This window comes from Aurantimonas sp. A2-1-M11, assembly GCF_036549475.1.
Taxonomy (GTDB): domain Bacteria; phylum Pseudomonadota; class Alphaproteobacteria; order Rhizobiales; family Rhizobiaceae; genus Aurantimonas.
Genome location: NZ_JAZHLI010000129.1, coordinates 1 through 728, shown reverse-complemented (window position 1 = coordinate 728; position 728 = coordinate 1). Strand labels below are relative to the sequence as shown.

The 728-nt window shown below is 59.3% G+C and carries 1 pseudogene; it reads right to left on the bottom strand.

What is annotated here, in order from left to right:
* A pseudogene (locus VQ042_RS24520) lies at window positions 1-671 on the bottom strand (site-specific integrase); the annotation flags it as partial.
* Window positions 672-728: the final 57 nt, after the last annotated feature.

The window sequence follows — 728 nt, the reverse complement described above, 5'->3', positions numbered from 1 at the left end:
TCAATCATCTGCGTGGACGTGCCCGCGTTGCGGGCCAGCATGTGGACATCGACGCCACCATGGATCTGCTCGGTGATGTAGAGGTGGCGGAAGGAGAAACTGTCACGGCGACGACCCTCGCGGTTGAAGCGCAGCTTGGCCGCCTCCAGAAGCTCTAGCAGGCCCTTCTTGTAGGACGCGGCGCGAGCACCTTCACGATTTGTGAAGACGGGATCGTCGCTCTCGACGTCACGGCCCAGCTCCATCGCGCAGATATTGCGGAGCACATTGAAGTAGGTGAGCGCTTCCGGCTGCGAGACCATATCACGGCTTTTGCCCTTCCCTCGGACCTGCAGAACGATCGCGTCGGTTTTTGTCCCGCCTTTGATATCGAAGCGCCTGGCCTGGACATCACCCCAGTCCAAATTCTTCAACTCCGTCGGACGCAGGCCGGTGAAACCCGCGATCATACAGTAGGCGTGCAGCTTGATGCGGTCGAAATAGATGCGCTGGTTACGGCCGCGCTCGTCGTCGGCTTTGATCCGCTTCCCAGGCTTCCAATTTGGGTTAGCGGCGTATTCGGCGACCCGCGCCTCGCTCACCTTGGTGAGATGCGCAAATTCCTCCAGCGTGAAACTGAACCGCCCCGGGTTTCCCGGAGACCTCATTTCCTGAGAGAATGGGGTCATCATGACAAAATCGACATCGAAGAGATATTCGCCGGAGGTCCGTGAGCGGGCTGTCCGGAT